This is a genomic window from Stenotrophomonas maltophilia (genome assembly GCF_047497515.2).
GTDB lineage: Bacteria > Pseudomonadota > Gammaproteobacteria > Xanthomonadales > Xanthomonadaceae > Stenotrophomonas.
In genome coordinates this window covers 1-13,837 of record NZ_JAXAXL020000034.1, presented here as the reverse complement: position 1 = coordinate 13,837, position 13,837 = coordinate 1, and the positions used below count along the sequence as shown (strand labels likewise).

The window sequence follows — 13,837 nt, the reverse complement described above, 5'->3', positions numbered from 1 at the left end:
GGAACACGGCCTGCGGGTAGTCGGCAAAGATCTGCTCGCAGATCGCCCGCACGTCCTGGTCCTGGAAGATCACTGCGTTGCCGCGCAGGCGCAGCAGCGCGGTCCACGGCTCCAGGATCAGCCGGTAGCGGGCCAGGCCGCCGTCACTGCCCAACTGCGCCGCTTCGGTGCACAGCCCGTGCCACTGCCGCAGCGCGCCGTCGGCCTGGCGCAGCTGCAGGGTCAGCGGCTGCTCCAGCCACGGATCCAGTTCCAGGAAGGCGTCGGTGGCCAGGCAGTCGATCTGCAGGCGGTTGTCGCCGCAGACTGTCTCGGTGCCTTCGAAACGCTCGACCACCAGGCCCGCATCGGGCCCCTTCAGCTGGATCAGGCGGTCGCGGTGCGACAGCGAGGCGAGGGATGCGAGCAGTGCGGAGCTTGGGATGTCCATATCATCAGGCTCATGGCAAGGTGATCGTGATGTGCGCGGTGCGTTCGGGCATCTGCACCACATCGTTGTAGGCGGCCAGCTGCTGGCGCGTCTCGTGGCCCAGATAGGTGCGCATGCCGAAGAAGGCGACGATGCCGAAGCAGCCCACCACCACCGCCGGCAGCCACAGCGGCACCACGCGGCGCAGGCTATGGCGCACATTGTCCGGCGGCAGCGCGTGCGGTGCGAAACCGTGGCGCTTGCCCTTCAGGTAGACAATTTCATCGCCAAGGCGCGCGGTGAGGTAGCCCAGCTTCTCGGTGCCTTCCAGGCGGTACTTGCCCTCGAAGCCCATCAGCAGGCAGTAATGGTAGACCTCCAGCGAAGGCAGGCGTGCCGCGCCCTGGCGGCGCAGTTCCTCCAGCCGGTCGAAGAAGTGCTCGCCGGCCAGGTGCTCACCGAACAGGCGCAGCTGCAGCGGGTTGCGCTCCCAGGTTTCGTGGAGCGGCGACGGCTGCGACAGGATCGCTTCGTCCACCGCTGCGCAGAACGCGTACTTGGCGGCGTACACATCCTCCGACGCCACGCCCAGGCGCATCGCATTGCGCTCCACGCCGTCAAGGAACTTCTGCACGGTCTGCACGAAGCTCTCGGCATCGTGCGGCAGTTGCCCGCGCTTGAGCAGCAACAGCAGGTAGAAACCATCGGACATCAGGTCCTGCAGGCTCTGCGGATTGGCCGCCTGCGGCGTGGGATTGACCATCGCGCCGTTGGCGGTCAGCGACGGCATCGGGCCCGGCGTCGGGGGCAGGGGAGAGTTCATCATGAGGTCACCGCCACAAGTTCCATCTTCAGCTCGGCAATGCCGGCCGGCACATAGATCATCACCGACTGCGCCTTGAGCATGCGCTCATACAGCGCGCCGCGCGCGTCGAGTTCGAAGTAGTGGCTGCCCGGACGCACCGGGATCGCTGCAGGCACCTGCGCGGCATGGGTCAGCTTCACGCCGGGCAGGGCCGACAGCACGCACTTCTCGACGTCATCCGGCGCGCCGACCTTGAAGCGGATCGGCACGCTCTGGATCAGCTCCTGGGCCGGCAGTGATGCCGACACCGACAGGTAGAACGAGGCATTGCCGTCGATGCGCTGCGAGTCGAGGCGGCCCAGGTGATAGGACGGCTTGACCTCGTTCAGTGCGATCTTGAAGTAGCGCGTGGAGATCACCGTATCCAGCAGGGCGCGCACGATCTCCAGCAGCTTGCGGAACGAGGCTTCGGGCTGGTCGTGCCGATACACCGGCAGGTCGCCCAGCTGGTAGGCATTGGAGAACGTCAGCAGCGCGCCGGCCATGCGCAGCAGTTCCTGGTGCAGGCGCTCGGGATGCAGCTGCGGATGATGCAGCAGGTGCGCCAGTGCACTGAACGAGCTGTTGATCGTGTGCAGCAGCCAGAACGAAGCGATGTCGCCGGAGCGGAACTCGATGATGTTCTGCGACGTCTGCCGGTGCAGGCCGTACAGCGCGTCCACCTTGGCCTGCAGCGCATCGAGCACGGCGCGCAGTTCACGGTGCAGGAACGGCGATGCCTGCAGCTGCGCACACGGCGGGATGAACTCATCGTCCAGTTCGAAGCCGCCACTGGAAGTACGGCGTACGCGCGCCACCGGCACCGTGGCGTAGGCATCGCGCGGCTGGTCGTCGGTGAGCAGCTTCACCGCCTTGCTGAGGAAGGCCAGTTCGGCCTCCACCGCGTCGGTGAACAGATCCTGCGTCTCGCGGTTGGCCTGCCGGTAGCGGGCAAGCAGGGTGCCTTCGGCATCGGCACAGTTGGCGCCATCGTCGCGCAGCAGCGGCAGTGCCAGGTAGACCACCGTGGACTGCACGCCGGGCGGCAGGTCCTGCAGCGAAACCGCATCGGGCAGGCTGTCATGGGCCGGCGCGTCGTAGGTTTCGCCATCGGGAAACACGGCCGACAGGTCGAGTGGGCGCAGCGTGCCGCCCGACAGCGCATGGGGATCGAAACGCACCCGGCGCGCACCCCAGGCATACGGATGCAGCGTCTGCGAAAGATCCTGCAGCCGCGCTTCGTGATAGGCGTCCTGACGCTGGAAATGTTGAGGGCGCAGGAACAATCCTTCACCCCAGAGAACCTTCGACATCCTGCTTACATAAGCCACGTTCAATCCTTGGAAATAGCTCGAAAATATCGTCGGCGAGGGCCGATCCCGCCATTCTCACCTTCCGCCGTGGCGAGAATCCCTATCCAGCAATGTGAAAGTGTGAGTTGGATCTCACATTAAGCGCGCGGGGGCAAACGTTGCGTCGGGGGATACTATCGCATCGGCGAAATCGAGTGCCAGAATTCCGGCGCGGGATTACTTCGCACCCGCACAGCGGATCGATGCAAGACTGCCTGGATCGCCGGAAATCCGTGTCAACAGGGCCTTGCTGTCACTGGTCAGTGCACAGGCATGGATACCGATGGTGACGCCGTCCTGTGGGAGAGTCTTGCCCTTTGTGTCGAAGGCCAGTCGCCAGCGATTCTCGGCCGGGGCGCGGAACAGGGCGACCACGCCGAGCACTGCACTTCCTTCACTCAACTGCTCGGACAATTCCTGCCGGGCGCCGGGGGTGAGTACCACTTCGTTGACCGACAACAGGTCCGCACCGAGCGCTGCCTGCTCGCCGGCCTGGTCCAGGAAGGCGTTGAAGGGCGCTTGTTCGAAGCGTTGCAGGCTGCGCAGGTGGTAGATCTTGACCACCGCAGCGGTCGCCCGCTTGTCATTGCCGGCATTGAGGTTGCTGCCGGCGTACAGGCGCAGCGGAATCGTTGGCGCCGCCTGCGGCTTTTCTTCGCGGATGCCGACGGCCTGCAGTGTCTTGTCCATCGCTTTACCCAGTTTGCTGTCGCTGGCGCACCCGGCCAGTGAGCTGGAGATAATCAGGGAGAAAATCGTGACGGAGATCACGCGTTGGAATCGGAAGAGTTGCGCATTCATGTGTAGTCGGCGGGCTCGGGGTGCAGGGGTGAAAAGTGCGCGTATAACGGTTTCTGCTCGCGAATATCACATCGGGATGTGAAGGGTGTGTCTATCAATTTCGCCGTATTCTTGACGAAATTCACTATACCGACGCGTATTCGCGAATGTACACTGCCGCCGACAGGGGCAGGAATCCCGTGTGTTGTATCGGCGGAGATTCGGCTTCCTTTAGGAACTAATTTCGACGAGGGATCACTATGGAAGTGAAGGCAATGGGGAAGGCTGTATATCGGCCGATGTTCGCGCTGATGATGTTGTCGGGCCTGGCGGCCTGCGCATCGGCACCGAAGAAGGCCGAGGTCGTGCCGTTCGAAACCACGCTGAGCAATGCGGAGGCACAGGTCACCACCGGTGGCGCCGATGCAGCGATCAGCGCGTTCGAAGTGGCGGCCAAGGCCGACCCGACACGCAAGGAACCGTGGGTGCGCATCGCACAGCTGCAGTTCGATCAGGGCCAGTACGCCCGCGCAATCGTCGCGGCGGAAGAAGTCCTTCAGCGCGATCCCAATGATCTGGTTGCCGATGGCGTGATCACCGTTGCCGGTTTCCGCGTGGCCAACCAATCGCTCACCCGCCTGCAGGGCCGTGGTGCACTGGCTTCGGATACCGCACGCAAGGAAGCGCAGACGCTGGCAACCACCCTGCGCAACACCATGGGTGATGCGATCCTCGATCCGACGCCCAAGCCCAAGCCGCGCGCCCGTACCCGCGCCGGTCGCGCTGTTGCTCCGGCCGCTGCCACGCAGCCCGCCGCCACGCAGCCGGCCAAGCCCGCCGCCCGCTCGAACAACTCCGATCCGTTCCAGAACATCGGCAACTGATCCGGAACCGGCCCCAGTCAGGAGACACTCATGGCCAAGAAGGAAAGCATCCAGAAGCGGCTGCAGAAGATCCGCCCGCCGCGCGTCCAGCTCACCTACGACGTGGAGAAGGGCGACGCGATCGAACAGAAGGAACTGCCGTTCGTGGTCGGCGTGATGGGCGATTTCAGTGGCAATCCGGAGCAGCCGCTGCCGAAGGTCAAGGATCGCAAATTCGTCAACGTCGATCTGGACAACTTCGACGAAGTGATGGAAGGCGTGGCGCCGCGAGCGGTGTACCGCGTGCCCAACAAGATCAGTGACGACGGTGGCGAGTTCGGCGTCGAGCTGAAGTTCAAATCCATCGAGGACTTCCGCCCCGAGGCGGTGGTGGAGCAGATCGAGCCGCTGCGTCGCCTGCTCGAATCGCGCACCAAGCTGGCCGACCTGCGCAACAAGCTGGCCGGCAATGAAAAGCTGGAAGACCTGCTGACCGATGTGCTCAACAACACCGAGCAGCTGAAGAAGCTCGGCGTGACCAAGGAGGACTGACCGATGTCAGCTGAAGCCAGCCAACTGGCCACCCAGGCCGCCGTGGCCGAAGACGTGGGCCTGCTCGACCAGATCGTCGAGAAGAGCAAGGTCGCCAAGTCGCAGACCGAGCACGACCGCGCCAAGGACATCATCTCCGCACTGGCGAAGGAAGTCCTGGACGGGACCGTCGTGGTCTCCGACAACCTCAACCTCACCCTGGATGCGCGCATCGCCGAGATCGACCGGATCATCTCCGAGCAGCTCAGCGCGGTCATGCACGCCGAAGCGTTCCAGAAGCTGGAAGGCAGCTGGCGCGGGTTGCACTACCTGTGCCAGCAGACCTCCACCGGCCCGAACATGAAGATCAAGGTCTTCAATTCGCCGCAGAAGGACCTGGTGAAGGATTTCAAGTCGGCCATCGACTTCGACCAGAGTGCGCTGTTCAAGAAGGTCTACGAAGAAGAGTTCGGCACCTTCGGTGGCGCGCCGTTCGGTGCGCTGATCGGTGACTACTTCCTCGGCCGCCAGCCGGAGGACATGTACTTCATCGAGCAGATGTCGCACGTCGCCGCCGCGGCGCATGCACCGTTCATCTCCGCTGCCAGCGAAGGCATGTTCGGCCTGGAAACGTTCACCGACCTGGGCAAGCCGCGTGACCTGGCCAAGGTGTTCGACACCGTCGAATACGCCAAGTGGAAGTCGTTCCGCGAGAGCGAGGACAGCCGCTACGTCGGCCTGACCATGCCGCGCTTCCTCGGCCGCCTGCCGTACAACCCGAAGGATGGCACCACCGTCGAAGGCTTCAACTTCGTCGAGGACATCGACGCGGCCGACCACAGCAAGTTCCTGTGGTGCAACACCGCCTACGCGATGGGTGCACGCCTGACCCAGGCGTTCGAGAGTTTTGGCTGGTGCGCCGCCATCCGTGGCGTGGAGGGCGGTGGCCTGGTCGAAGACCTGCCCACCCACACCTTCCGCACCGACGATGGCGAAGTGGCCCTGAAGTGCCCGACCGAGGTGGCCATCACCGACCGTCGTGAAAAAGAACTCAGTGACCTCGGCTTCATGCCGCTGGTGCACTGCAAGAACACCGACTACGCCGCTTTCTTCGGCGCCCAGTCGGCACAGAAGCCGAAGAAGTACAACACCGATTCGGCCAACGCCAACGCGATCCTGTCTGCGCAGCTGCAGTACATCTTCGCGGTCTCGCGCATCGCCCACTACCTCAAGGCGATGATGCGCGAGAAGATCGGCAGCTTTGCTTCGGCGGGCAACGTCGAGGAATTCCTGAACCGCTGGATCGCCCAGTACGTGCTGCTGGACGACAACGCATCGCAGGAAGCCAAGGCGCAGTTCCCGTTGCGCGAAGCATCTGTGCAGGTTTCGGAGGTGCCGGGCAAGCCTGGCGTCTACCGCGCGGTGGCCTTCATCAGGCCGCATTTCCAGCTCGATGAGCTGTCTGTTTCGTTGCGTCTGGTCGCCGAACTGCCGGCGTCCGCGAAAAAGTCGTAACGGTTTGCTGTAACTGAAGCGTCCAGGGGAGTCCGCTCCCCGGATTGCAGTGACGCTTATTTCAAGAGGGCGTAGCCCCCCTTAACCGCCAGGCCCGCGCCTGGCACATCAAATCTCACGGAAGAACGGAATTTAGGAGACCAGATATGCAGCACGCTTTCCTCTCGATTGACACCATCAAGGGCGAGTCGCACGACGACAAGCACAAGGACTGGATCGAAATCCAGTCGTTCTCGCAGGACCTGTTGCAGCCGCGTTCGGCCACCGCGTCGACCTCCGGCGGCACCACCGCTGCCCGCGTGAACCTGTCCCCGATCGAAATCACCAAGTCGATCGACCTCGCCTCCACGGCCCTGAACCAGGCCGCCTCCAACGGCACCACCTTCCCCAAGGCGCAGATCCAGTTCATGCGCGCCGACAAGGACGGCAACGCGATCAATTACTACACGGTCGAGCTGCTGAACGTGCTGGTCCACCGCGTCACCACGACGGTGGACAAGGAAGGCATGCCGCAGGAAGTTGTTCAGCTGAGCTTCGGCGCCATCAAGTGGACTTACCAGCAGCAGAAGCCGGAAGGCGGCGTTGGTGGCAAGACCGTGGCGCAGTGGAGCGCAACCAAGAACATCCCCAACTACACCGTGTGATGTTGTGTCGCTGCGATGGCGCCTCGTGCGCCATCGCAGTCTGATCGCCGGGCGGGGCCAGGAGCGGCCTTGCCTTTGCTGCACCGTTGCCGCCCGCACGGATGCCGAACCTGAGTGGATCATCCAATGAAGGGACTCGAACCCAGCCTGCTGGAAAAACTGTTCGACGACGCCCCCAAGCAAAAGGGCGCCGGGCCGGTCTTCAAGTCCGTCTCGCTTGAGCAGTACAAGGAATCCATCGCCCGCGACCTGGAGGGGCTGCTGAACTCGCGCGCCGCGTTCCAGGAAGGCGACATGAAGGAATTTCCCAATTGCCGGCAATCGCTGCTGACCTACGGGCTGGCTGACTTCTCGGCGATGAGCCTGGCCAATGCCTACGATCGTGCAGCGATCTGCCGTTCGCTGGAACAGGCCGTGGCGCGCCACGAGCGCCGACTGCGCAATGTCAACGTACATCTGGACGCCGGCAATCAGTTTGCCGGCGGCCTGCATTTCACCATCCACGCGCTGCTCGACCTGGAGCCTGCGCGCGAGCCGGTCAGTTTCGACGCCATGCTGCAGCCGTCTACCCTGCAGTACCAGGTCACCCGCGCACGCCGCACGCAGGCCGCCTGATGCAGGATCTGCTGCCCTACTATGAGCGGGAACTGGCCTATCTGCGCCGCTATGGGCGCGAGTTTGCCGAGCGCTACCCGAAGATCGCCGGCCGCCTGCAACTGTCTGCCGAAGGCAGCCAGGATCCGCATGTCGAGCGCCTGATCGAGGCCTTCGCGCTGCTCAGTGCGCGCGTGTCCAAGCGCATCGAGGATGACTATCCCGAGTTCACCGACGCGCTGCTGGATGTGCTGTATCCGCACTACCTGCGGCCGTTTCCGTCCTGTTCGATCGCCCATTTCGACATGGAAGGCGTGGCCTCCAAGCTGAGCGCGCCGGTACGCGTGCCGCGTGGCACCGCCCTGCAGAGTCGCCCGGTGCGCGGCGTGCGCTGCGATTTCCGTACTGCCTACGACGTGGTGCTGGCGCCGATCGGCGTGCAGCAGGTGGTGTACCGCAGCGTGGCCGATGCGCCGATGGCCACCACGCTGCCGGCCGGCAGTGGTGGCCAGATCTCGATGGGTTTCCAGTTGCTGTCCGACCAGCTCGGCTTCCACCAGCTGGGCACCGATCGCCTGCGGCTGTTCCTCGATGGCGAGCCGTCGGTGCGTGCCGCGCTGCGCGACGCGCTGATGCTGGGCGTCAAGGCGGCTTACGTGGAGTCCGACGGTGATGGTCGCTGGCGTCGTCTGGACAGCGTGCCGCTGAGCCCGGTCGGGTTTGCCGACGATGAAGCGCTGATCGATTTCCCGGCGCGCTCGCATCCGGCCTATCGGCTGCTGACCGAACTGTTCGCCTATCCGGAGAAATTCGGTTTTGTCGACCTGCACCTGCCGGCACTGACTGCCAGCGCCAGCCGCCGCTTCACCCTGCACCTCGTGCTGCAGGCGCAGGGCCAGGATCGCGACAACACGATGGTGCTGGAGGAGCTGGGGCCGCACAACCTGCGGCTGGGCTGCACACCCATCGTCAACCTGTTCCGCGCCAGCGGCGAGCCGATCCGTGTCACCCATCGTACGGTGAACTATCCGGTGCTGGCGGATGCACGCCGCGCGTTCGCCTATGAAGTGCATTCAATCGACTCGGTGCACCGCATCCGGCAGACGCCGCAGGGCGAGCTGATCCAGGCGTTCCGGCCGTTCTATTCGCTGCATCACGGTGAAGACCCCGAGCGCACCGGCCAGTACTGGGTGGCGCGTCGCGATGAGGATGTCGCCCGGCAGAGCCCCGGGTTCGAAACCGAGATCAGCTTCGTTGACCTGTCGTTCAATCCGGTGCTGCCGCAGACCGATACGGTCAGCCTCGAGCTGACCTGCAGCAACCGCGACCTACCCAACCAGCTGGCGTTCGGCGTTGTCGGTGGTGACCTCAATATTGAAGGCGGCAGCCCGGCCAAGGCGATCAGCCTGCTGCGCAAGCCGACCAAGCCGCTGCGCTTCCGCCATGGCCGCAACGCCCAGTGGCGCCTGATCTCGCACCTGTCGTTGAACCAGCTGTCGCTGACCGCCAGCGGCCTGCCCGCGCTGAAAGAAATGCTGCGCCTGTACGACCTGTCCGGCAGCAGCGTCTCGGCGCGGCAGATCGACGGCATCCTCGAACTGCAGCAGACCCCGGTCACGACCTGGATGCACGGCCGCCAGTTCGCTTCGGTGGTACGTGGACTGGAGATCCGCCTGACTCTGAATGAAGCCCATTTCGTGGGCACCGGTGTGGCCGCCTTCGCCCAGGTGATGGACCACTTCTTTGCACTGTACGTGCATGCCAACAGCTTTACCCGACTGGTGCTGGTGTCCGGCGACAGCGGAGAGGAGATCGTCCGATGCCCAGCGCGCAGCGGCGAATCGATCCTGGCGTAGCCCAGCAGCTGCTCGCCGAACCGCACCGCTTCCAGTTCTTCCAGGCGGTGCGGTTGCTGGAGCAGGTGTTCCAGCGGCAGGGCGTCAAGCCCGGCCAGGCCGTGCCGATGCGGGTGCGCTTCCGCAACTCGCTCTCGCTGGGCTTCCCGGCCACCGAACTGGCGGCCGACGGCGAGGTGTACTCGCTCAAGGGCGAGCGCCTGCAGGGCCGCGAGGCAATCGAGCAGGCGCTGCATGGCGAGGAACTGGCCGAAGTCCATCTGACCCCACAGTTCATGGGCCTGCTGGGTACCGCCGGTGCATTGCCGCTGCACTACACCGAAACCCTGCAGCTGCGCGAGCTGTACCAGCGCGACCGCACCGCACGCGCCTTCCTGGATATCTTCTCCACCCGCGCGGTGTCGCTGCACTACGCCGCATGGAAGAAGCACCGGCTGGCGCTGCAGTACGAGCTGGATCGTCGCGAGCGTTTCCTGCCGCTGGTGCTGTCGCTGCTTGGCATGGGCATGAGCGAGCTGCGCGATCGCCTGCACGAAGGCGAGGGCGAAGTGTTCGACCAGGCCGTGGCCTACTACGCCGGTGCGGTGCGCCAGCGTCCGGTCTCGGCCATGCTGATGCAGCGGGTGCTGTCCGATTACTTCCAGGTGCCGCTGCATCTGGAGCAGTTCGTCGGTGCGTGGTATCGCGTTCCCGCGGGGCAGGCGACCCGCCTGGGCCAGGCCAACGCCGTGCTGGGCGCCAGCGCGCTGGCCGGCAACCGGGTCTGGCAGCGCGACCTGCGCCTGCGACTGCGCATCGGTCCGTTGCGCCGCGATCAGTTCGATGCGTTCCTGCCCGGTGGCAGTGCCGCCGAGGCGCTCGCCAAATGGCTGTCGCTGCTGACCGGCGGCATTCTCGAATACGAAGTGCGGCTGGTGCTGCGCGCCGAAGATGTGCAGGGCAGCGCACTCGGCGGCGGTGGCGGTGTCCGCCTTGGCTGGGACAGCTACCTGTGCACGCAGGCGCAGACCACATCTCGTGAGGACACCACGTATGGCATCCACACGTTGCAATGACACAGCGCCGGTGGCGTCCGCACCGCCGGCCCCCGAACGGTTCCAGCAAGGAGTGCGCGTTTCCGCATGAGCATCAACCTCAAGACCCTGATCAGCAAACTGGACGACACCTGCCGGCTGGCCGCCGAACGGGCGGCGAACCTGTGCATGGCGCGTGGCAACTACGAGGTGGACCTGGAGCATCTGTTCCTGGCCCTGCTTGAGCAGCCGCAGAGTGATTTCGTGCTGATCGCGCGGCGCAGCGGCATCCTGCCCGAGTCGCTGGAGCGCGACCTCAACGACGAGATCAGCCAGTTCAAGACCGGCAACAGCCGCACGCCGGTGTTCTCCCAGCACATTCCCAAGCTGTTCGAGCACGCCTGGCTGATTGCCTCGCTGGATTCGGAAACCACCCGCATCCGCAGCGGTCATCTGCTGCTGGCGCTGTTGACCGAGCCGGACCTGTCGCAGCTGGCGTATCGCGGTTCCAAGCTGTTCGTGCGCTTCAAGCGCGACGAGCTCAAGCACGACTTCGCCAAGCTCACCGAGGGCTCGCAGGAAGCGGTGCAGACCGTGCGTTTCGCCGACGCCTCGGCGCCGGGCGAGGGCGACCAGGAGCAGGGCGTGGTGCCGGGTGAGGCCAAGGGCGGCCTGTCGAAGACGCCGGCGCTGGACCAGTTCACCACCAACCTGACCCAGCGGGCGCGCGACGGCAAGATCGACCCGGTGATCGGCCGCGACGGCGAGATCCGCCAGGTGATCGACATCCTGATGCGCCGCCGCCAGAACAACCCGATCCTCACCGGCGAGGCCGGCGTCGGCAAGACCGCGGTGGTGGAGGGCTTGGCCCGCCGCATCGCCGACAAGGACGTTCCCGATGTGCTGCAGGGCGTGGAGCTGCACACCCTGGACATGGGGCTGCTGCAGGCCGGTGCCAGCGTCAAGGGCGAGTTCGAGAATCGCCTGAAGAACGTCATCGACGAGGTCAAGAAGAGCCCGCATCCAATCATCCTGTTCATCGACGAGGCGCACACGATGATCGGCGCCGGCGGCACCGCCGGCCAGAACGATGCGGCCAACCTGCTGAAGCCGGCACTGGCACGCGGCGAGCTGCGCACCATCGCCGCGACCACCTGGGGCGAGTACAAGAAGTACTTCGAGAAGGACGCGGCGCTGGCCCGTCGCTTCCAGGTGGTGAAGGTCGAGGAACCGAGCGAGGCGCTGGCCGCTGCGATGCTGCGCGGCATGGTCGGGCTGATGGAGGCGCACTTCAACATCCGCGTGCTGGATGAGGCGGTGACCGAGGCCGTGCGCCTCTCGCATCGCTACATCAGTGGCCGCCAGCTTCCGGACAAGGCGGTCAGCGTACTTGATACCGCCTGTGCAAAGGTTGCACTGGGCCAGAGCGCGACGCCGGCCATCATCGAAGACACGCGCAAGCACCTGGATCGTCTGCACGCGGAGATCGCCGCCTTGCAGCGCGAGACCGCCGGTGGCAGCGACCAGCATGGCGAACGCCTGGCCGAGCTGCACGCACAGCAGGCCGAAGCACAGGCCGTGCTGGCCAGCAATGAAGAGCGTCTGGGCCGCGAACGTGATCTTGCCGGCCGCATCGCCGCCCTGCGCCAGCAGATGGAGCAGGGCGACGCTGCATCGGGCGATTCCGAGCCGTCCAACGACGACAACGAAGGCGATGTTGCCGTAGCCAAGCCGGCCACCAAGCGTGGCAAGGCCAAGCCGGAACTCTCACCGCAGCATGCCGAGCTGGCGCGATTGCAGGCCGAACTGCGTGAGCTGCAAGGCGAAACCCCGATGGTGCCGTTGCAGGTCGATGGCACGGTGGTCGCCGAGATCGTTTCGGCCTGGACCGGCGTGCCGCTGGGCCGCATGGTCAAGGACGAAATCCGCACCGTGCGTACCCTGGGCACCCTGCTGGTCGAGCGCGTGATCGGCCAGGACCATGCCCTGGATGCGATCGCCCAACGCGTGCGCACCGCCACTGCCAAGCTGGAAGACCCGAACAAGCCGCGCGGCGTGTTCATGTTCGTCGGCCCGTCCGGCGTCGGCAAGACCGAGACCGCGCTGGCGCTGGCCGACATCCTGTATGGCGGCGAGCGCAAGCTGGTCACCATCAACATGAGCGAGTACCAGGAGGCGCACAGCGTGTCCGGCCTGAAGGGCTCGCCGCCGGGTTACGTGGGCTACGGAGAGGGTGGCGTGCTGACCGAGGCGGTGCGCCGAAACCCGTACAGCGTGGTGCTGCTGGACGAGGTCGAGAAGGCCCATCCGGACGTATTGGAGATGTTCTTCCAGGTGTTCGACAAGGGCATGATGGATGATGCCGAAGGTCGTGAGATCGACTTCCGCAACACGCTGATCATCCTCACCTCCAACATCGGTTCCTCGCAGATCATGCAGGCCTGCCTGAACAAGCCGGCCGAAGAGATCCCGGGTGCAGAGGCATTGTCCGACGCGCTGCGCCCGGTGCTGATGCGCACCTTCAAGCCGGCCTTCCTCGGCCGCCTGAAGGTCGTGCCGTATTACCCCATCAATGATGACGTGCTGGCGCAGATCATCACGCTCAAGCTCGGCCGCATCCGCGACCGCGTCATCGCCAACCACAAGGCCACCTTCAGCTGGGACGACAGCCTGGTGGAGGCCGTGCTTGCACGTTGCACCGAAGTGGACTCGGGTGCGCGCAACGTTGACCACATCCTCAATGGAACCCTGCTGCCGGAAATCGCCGAGAGCGTGCTGGCGGCAATGGCCGAAGGGAACCGGATCAACGCCATCAAGGTCACCGCCGGCAAGAAGGGTGACTTCAAATACAAAGTGTCATGACACTGAGCAGAAGGAGAACGCTGATGGAATTCTATGGATTCAGCCGCGAAGCGGCCCTCAACCATTGCGACAGCCTGGAACTGGGCCTGGGTCGCGAACTGGACCGCGTGCGTGCCTGGAACCGGCTGCGCCCGGAGCATGTGATCGAACTGCTGGATACCGCCGTACCGGCGGCCCGCCAGGACGCCCGCAACATCGCCGCACAGATCAGCCGCGGTTCCTGGCGCATCCACATGGACGCCCCGGTGGTCGGCAAGCCGCAGCTGGTGAGCAACGTACGCGAACTGCAGATCACTGCCGGCGGGCGCGACTACCGCCTGAAGATCAGCGAGGGCGTACGCCTGCAGCTGGAAGAGATCGTCCAGGCCGCCTGACGGACGTGCGTGCCTGTCGCCCCGGCCGGGGCGCAGGCCGCGCGCACGCGGGAAGCGGAGTACACCGATGCGCATGCCGCATGCAGACCACCTTGAGGTACGGGAAGTAGGGGAAGCACCATGGATCTGGTAAACAACCTGCGGGCAGCCTTGGCCGGCCCCTCGCACGCACAGCGCTTCCTGCGGCTGCACACGTCGCT

The 13,837-nt window shown here is 64.9% G+C and carries 13 protein-coding genes; 9 read left to right on the top strand and 4 right to left on the bottom strand.

From position 1 onward, the window contains the following. From ACMZPQ_RS22855 to tssJ, 4 genes are all read right to left on the bottom strand, one after another. A partial coding sequence (locus ACMZPQ_RS22855; RefSeq protein ID WP_495495865.1) for a contractile injection system protein, VgrG/Pvc8 family occupies nt 1-430 on the bottom strand: 430 nt, incomplete at its 3' end. Nucleotides 431-440: 10 nt separating this feature from the next. Continuing rightward, on the bottom strand, nt 441-1,232 hold the full coding sequence (gene icmH / locus ACMZPQ_RS22850) for a type IVB secretion system protein IcmH/DotU (RefSeq protein WP_414486237.1): 792 nt from the start codon (nt 1,230-1,232) through the stop codon (nt 441-443). Further along, a complete protein-coding gene (tssK, locus tag ACMZPQ_RS22845) occupies nt 1,232-2,566 on the bottom strand; it encodes a type VI secretion system baseplate subunit TssK (RefSeq protein ID WP_197583504.1) in 1,335 nt (444 codons plus the stop codon). Before tssK ends, icmH begins: the two co-directional genes overlap by 1 nt. Before the next feature lie 216 nt (nt 2,567-2,782). Next, on the bottom strand, nt 2,783-3,406 hold the full coding sequence (tssJ, locus tag ACMZPQ_RS22840) for a type VI secretion system lipoprotein TssJ (RefSeq protein WP_312646771.1): 624 nt from the start codon (nt 3,404-3,406) through the stop codon (nt 2,783-2,785). Between the two features lie 239 nt (nt 3,407-3,645). Between tssJ and ACMZPQ_RS22835 the strand changes: the two genes are divergently transcribed. The 9 genes from ACMZPQ_RS22835 (at nt 3,646) to ACMZPQ_RS22795 (ending at nt 13,637) form a co-directional block, all read left to right on the top strand. Next, on the top strand, nt 3,646-4,269 hold the full coding sequence (locus ACMZPQ_RS22835; protein WP_197583501.1) for a tetratricopeptide repeat protein: 624 nt from the start codon (nt 3,646-3,648) through the stop codon (nt 4,267-4,269). A gap of 30 nt (nt 4,270-4,299) precedes the next feature. Further along, the gene (gene tssB, locus ACMZPQ_RS22830; protein WP_197583500.1) at nt 4,300-4,800 is read left to right on the top strand and encodes a type VI secretion system contractile sheath small subunit; all 501 of its coding nucleotides are present in this window, start codon (nt 4,300-4,302) and stop codon (nt 4,798-4,800) included. Nucleotides 4,801-4,803: 3 nt separating this feature from the next. Then, nucleotides 4,804-6,294, top strand: a complete 1,491-nt coding sequence (gene tssC / locus ACMZPQ_RS22825; protein WP_197583497.1) for a type VI secretion system contractile sheath large subunit — start codon at nt 4,804-4,806, stop codon at nt 6,292-6,294. A gap of 146 nt (nt 6,295-6,440) precedes the next feature. Then, on the top strand, nt 6,441-6,938 hold the full coding sequence (locus ACMZPQ_RS22820; protein WP_006465355.1) for an Hcp family type VI secretion system effector: 498 nt from the start codon (nt 6,441-6,443) through the stop codon (nt 6,936-6,938). A gap of 126 nt (nt 6,939-7,064) precedes the next feature. Continuing rightward, nucleotides 7,065-7,553: a type VI secretion system baseplate subunit TssE gene (tssE, locus tag ACMZPQ_RS22815; protein WP_197583496.1), complete on the top strand. Its 489-nt coding sequence runs from the start codon at nt 7,065-7,067 to the stop codon at nt 7,551-7,553. Further along, a complete protein-coding gene (gene tssF, locus ACMZPQ_RS22810) occupies nt 7,553-9,388 on the top strand; it encodes a type VI secretion system baseplate subunit TssF (RefSeq protein WP_197583495.1) in 1,836 nt (611 codons plus the stop codon). The genes tssE and tssF overlap by 1 nt, the downstream gene beginning before the upstream one ends. Continuing rightward, nucleotides 9,352-10,443: a type VI secretion system baseplate subunit TssG gene (gene tssG, locus ACMZPQ_RS22805; RefSeq protein ID WP_197583491.1), complete on the top strand. Its 1,092-nt coding sequence runs from the start codon at nt 9,352-9,354 to the stop codon at nt 10,441-10,443. Before tssF ends, tssG begins: the two co-directional genes overlap by 37 nt. A 66-nt stretch (nt 10,444-10,509) precedes the next feature. Continuing rightward, complete coding sequence (gene tssH / locus ACMZPQ_RS22800; RefSeq protein WP_197583490.1) at nt 10,510-13,263, top strand: type VI secretion system ATPase TssH; 2,754 nt, start codon at nt 10,510-10,512, stop codon at nt 13,261-13,263. 23 nt (nt 13,264-13,286) lie between these two features. Then, nucleotides 13,287-13,637, top strand: a complete 351-nt coding sequence (locus ACMZPQ_RS22795) for a hypothetical protein (RefSeq protein ID WP_164086294.1) — start codon at nt 13,287-13,289, stop codon at nt 13,635-13,637. Nucleotides 13,638-13,837: the final 200 nt, after the last annotated feature.

What these genes read in the sequence shown, in the direction of transcription:
- icmH (WP_414486237.1), bottom strand. Translation starts at nt 1,232, where the DNA reads ATGAACTCTCCCCTGCCCCCGACGCCGGGCCCGATGCCGTCGCTGACC.
- tssK (WP_197583504.1), bottom strand. Translation starts at nt 2,566, where the DNA reads ATGTCGAAGGTTCTCTGGGGTGAAGGATTGTTCCTGCGCCCTCAACAT.
- tssJ (WP_312646771.1), bottom strand. Translation starts at nt 3,406, where the DNA reads ATGAATGCGCAACTCTTCCGATTCCAACGCGTGATCTCCGTCACGATT.
- ACMZPQ_RS22835 (WP_197583501.1), top strand. Translation starts at nt 3,646, where the DNA reads ATGGAAGTGAAGGCAATGGGGAAGGCTGTATATCGGCCGATGTTCGCG.
- tssB (WP_197583500.1), top strand. Translation starts at nt 4,300, where the DNA reads ATGGCCAAGAAGGAAAGCATCCAGAAGCGGCTGCAGAAGATCCGCCCG.
- tssC (WP_197583497.1), top strand. Translation starts at nt 4,804, where the DNA reads ATGTCAGCTGAAGCCAGCCAACTGGCCACCCAGGCCGCCGTGGCCGAA.
- ACMZPQ_RS22820 (WP_006465355.1), top strand. Translation starts at nt 6,441, where the DNA reads ATGCAGCACGCTTTCCTCTCGATTGACACCATCAAGGGCGAGTCGCAC.
- tssE (WP_197583496.1), top strand. Translation starts at nt 7,065, where the DNA reads ATGAAGGGACTCGAACCCAGCCTGCTGGAAAAACTGTTCGACGACGCC.
- tssF (WP_197583495.1), top strand. Translation starts at nt 7,553, where the DNA reads ATGCAGGATCTGCTGCCCTACTATGAGCGGGAACTGGCCTATCTGCGC.
- tssG (WP_197583491.1), top strand. Translation starts at nt 9,352, where the DNA reads ATGCCCAGCGCGCAGCGGCGAATCGATCCTGGCGTAGCCCAGCAGCTG.
- tssH (WP_197583490.1), top strand. Translation starts at nt 10,510, where the DNA reads ATGAGCATCAACCTCAAGACCCTGATCAGCAAACTGGACGACACCTGC.
- ACMZPQ_RS22795 (WP_164086294.1), top strand. Translation starts at nt 13,287, where the DNA reads ATGGAATTCTATGGATTCAGCCGCGAAGCGGCCCTCAACCATTGCGAC.